The 3147-nt window shown below is 74.9% G+C and carries 3 protein-coding genes and 2 pseudogenes; 2 read left to right on the top strand and 3 right to left on the bottom strand.

What is annotated here, in order from left to right; genetic code table 11:
- On the bottom strand, positions 1–1327 hold a 1327-nt coding region (locus tag EAO76_RS40810), incomplete at its 3' end, for a DHA2 family efflux MFS transporter permease subunit (protein WP_148841298.1).
- 67 nt (positions 1328–1394) lie between these two features.
- On the opposite strand from EAO76_RS40810, the gene EAO76_RS40805 reads away from it, so the two are divergent.
- Positions 1395–2006, top strand: a complete 612-nt coding sequence (locus EAO76_RS40805) for a TetR/AcrR family transcriptional regulator (RefSeq protein ID WP_148841297.1) — start codon at positions 1395–1397, stop codon at positions 2004–2006.
- Between the two features lie 92 nt (positions 2007–2098).
- Here EAO76_RS40805 and EAO76_RS47035 read toward each other — a convergent pair.
- Positions 2099–2233, bottom strand: a pseudogene (locus tag EAO76_RS47035) (flavodoxin family protein); the annotation flags it as partial.
- A gap of 100 nt (positions 2234–2333) precedes the next feature.
- Between EAO76_RS47035 and EAO76_RS40795 the strand changes: the two are divergent.
- Positions 2334–2567, top strand: a complete 234-nt coding sequence (locus EAO76_RS40795) for a sel1 repeat family protein (protein ID WP_148841296.1) — start codon at positions 2334–2336, stop codon at positions 2565–2567.
- A gap of 93 nt (positions 2568–2660) precedes the next feature.
- Here EAO76_RS40795 and EAO76_RS45605 read toward each other — a convergent pair.
- A pseudogene (locus EAO76_RS45605) lies at positions 2661–3147 on the bottom strand (hypothetical protein); the annotation flags it as partial.

Raw genomic sequence — 3147 nt, 5'->3', positions numbered from 1 at the left:
CGGCGGCCAGGCTGACGGCGGTGGCGAACCAGTACACGGCGGCGTACGGCTCCGCGCCCGTGCCCGGGACCTCCGCGACGATCACGGCCGTGGCGGCGATGCCGAGGCCGCCGCCGACCTGCCGGGCCGCCATGACCATGCCCGTCGCGGCGGCGAAGTGCCGGGGCACCACGGAGAGCGCGGCGGCGCTGGAGATCCCGACGGTGGCCATGCCGACGCCGACGCCCATCACCGTTCCGATCGGCAGCCAGAGCGTCCAGAAGCGCGGTTCGGTGTCGATCAGCAGGGCCAGTACGGCCGTCGAGGCGGCGACGAGGACCGAACCGCCCGCCACCATCGTGCGCGGGGCGATGGCGACGGGGAGCCGCCCGATGCCGATGCCGACCGCGGCGGTGACGAGCGCCGCCGGGCTCATCGCGAGACCGGCCTCCAGGGCGGAGTAGTTCCAGGCGTCGGTCATGAAGAGCACGCCGAGCAGCATCGTGGCGAACAGCGCGGCACCGTACGCGAGGGAGGCTCCGCTCGCGACGGCGAAGGGCCGGCTGCGGAAGAGGTCGAGCCGCAGCGCCGGTCGCGGGTGCCGGAGCGCCCGCAGCACGGTCGCCGCGCCCGAGAGCACGGCGACACCGGAGGCGGTCGACACGTGCGCCGAGGTCCAGCCGTGGTCGGGGCCCTGTGTCAGGCCATACACCGCCGAGCCGACGCAGAGGGCGAGCAGCAGACCGCCCATGAGGTCGGGCCCTTCGCCGGTACGGGACTCGCCGGTCGGCAGCTTCCGTCCGGCGATCAGCACCCAGCAGCCCACCGGCAGGTTGAGGCAGAACAGCGCCCGCCAGTCGAGCGCCTCGACCATGACGCCGCCGACGGCGGGTCCCGCGGCGGCGGCCAGGGCTCCCGCCGCGCTCCACGTGCCGATCGCGGCGCGCCTGCGTTCGGCGGGGATCTCCGCGAGCACCAGCCCCAGCGACGCGGGTACCAGCAGGGCCGCCGCCAGGCCCTGGACGGCGCGGGCGCCGAGCAGTACGGGCAGGGCCGGGGCCACGGCGATCAACAGCGACGACGCCGTGAAGACGGCGACGCCGATCAGGAACAGACGGGCGCGGCCGACCGCGTCGGCCAGCGGCCCGGCCGGGGCGAGCAGGGCGGCGAAGGGGATCACGTAGGCGGTGGCGACCCACGAGACGGTGGTCAGCGGGACGTCGAAGTCGTCGGCGATCGGCGGCACCGCCAGGTTGGTCACGGTGGCGTCGAGAAAGCTCAGGAAGGTGCCCGCGCAGGCGAGTAACAGGGCGAGGGAGGCCCGGCGGGTGGCGGCGGAAGGCGTCATGGCGAGGATTTAAGAATACGATCGTTCGTACGTCAATGCCGTACGGTCGTTTGCTAAGCTGTCGGGCATGGCAGGACGTGCATCGGCTCAGGCAGCTCTCGAAACCCGGCGGTCGGTGCTGCGCGCCGCCGCCGAGATCGCTTCCTCGGAGGGCCTGGACAGCGTCACCATCGGCCGGCTCGCGGACCGGCTGGGAATGAGCAAGGCGGGTGTGATCGGCCAGTTCCGCAGCAAGGAGAAGCTGCAACTGGAGACGGTGGACCTGGTCCTGGAGGACGTCCGCACCCGGGTCTGGCAACCGGTGCGCCACCTCGACGCGGGACTGCCCCGGCTGTTGGCCGTCTGCGCGTCCTGGGTGCGCTACGCCGCCGATCCCGGCTACTCCGGTGGCTGCCTGCTCACCCAGGTCACCTACGACTACGACGGCCGCACCGGCGCCGTGCACGACCGGATCGCCGAGGGCCGCACCCGCTGGCGGGACACCCTCCGCCACGACATCGACACCGCCGTCGCCGCCGGGGACCTCCCGCCCGGGACGGACGCGCCCCAGGTCGTCTACGGGCTGGAGTCCCTGACCGCCGGCATCACCCCGGCGCGGCTCCTCCACGGCGACAGCCGGGCGGAGGAGTGGGCGCTGCGCGGCATGCACGCCGTCCTGGGCGTCCCCGCGACGGACTGACTCCCGCGGCGGGCCGATCCCTCGGGGCGGGCCGGTCCCGACGCGGCAAGGCCCGCGCGGCACGGCAGTTCCCGGCCCCCTCCTCGTCGGCGTCAGCCGCGCACGCGCAGCCCGAAACCCGTGCGGCCCGCGGGCTCCAACCCCTCCTTCAGGTCCAGCGAGGGGATCTCGCAGTCGCCGAAGTTCTGCCGCCGGAACGCGATCGGTTCGGTCGACTCCAGGGTGAACCGGCTCCTGTTGGGCGCTCGATGTCCTTCCGGTCGTCCGGGGAATCGTTCTCGTCCGGGGGCGCCCGCGCCCCGCCCCCACACCCTGCGGTTCCTGGCCGTGAAGGCCGAGGTCCGCGGCGAACCGGAGGAGGCGGAGCGGCTGTTGCGCCGGGCCGCCGAGGCGGGCGACGTCGAGTCGATGTGGGAGATGGGGCGTCCGGCGGAGAACCGCGACGGCCTTCCCCCGTCGGAGCCGTGGTTCCGCATGGCGGCGGAGCACGGGCATGTGGTGGCCCGGCAGATGTTCGCGCCCGGGGACCTGTTCAACCGGGACGGGGACAACACGCTGTAGCGGATCGCGGCGCCCGGGTGTTTCCGAGGTCCGGGCCGTGCCGGTGGGCAGTCGTCCTCGCCCCGCCGGGCCGCCGGACCGTGCCGGCGGGGGTCACGGTGTCGCGAGTACGCGCCGTACGAGGGCCGGGAGCGTCGACAGGTCCGCCGGGCGGGCGCCGCGCCAGGCGATGTGCCCGTCGGGACGCACCAGGAGCGCGGCGTCCGTGTGTTCGGCGCCGAGCACGCTCGACCATCGGCCGGGTTCCGCCTCCCGCTGGGCGCCGGTGCGGATGGTACGGAGGGTGAGGGGGATGCCCGCCTGCCGTACGGCCCCGGCCTGCCGCTGCCACTCCGGGTCGCCGTCGGCCACGAGCAGGGTGAAGCCGGGGCCGACGAGGTCGAGGGTGGATGTCACTTCCGCGGGGCCTCCGGTGAGGCGGACGTGGGGGACGCGCTCCCCCGGCCGGCAGCCGGGGCGGTAGCCGGACGCGTTCAGGGGGCCGGGGGAGCGCGTCCCCCACGTCACGCGCTCCCCCGGCCGGCAGCCGGGGCGGTAGCCGGACGCGTTCAGGGGGCCGGGGGAGCGCGTCCCCCACGTC

Origin of the sequence: Streptomyces sp. sk2.1, assembly GCF_008120935.1 — a bacterium.
GTDB lineage: Bacteria > Actinomycetota > Actinomycetes > Streptomycetales > Streptomycetaceae > Streptomyces.
The sequence above is the reverse complement of the archived record's forward strand: the minus strand, read 5'-3'. Positions and strand labels throughout refer to the sequence as shown.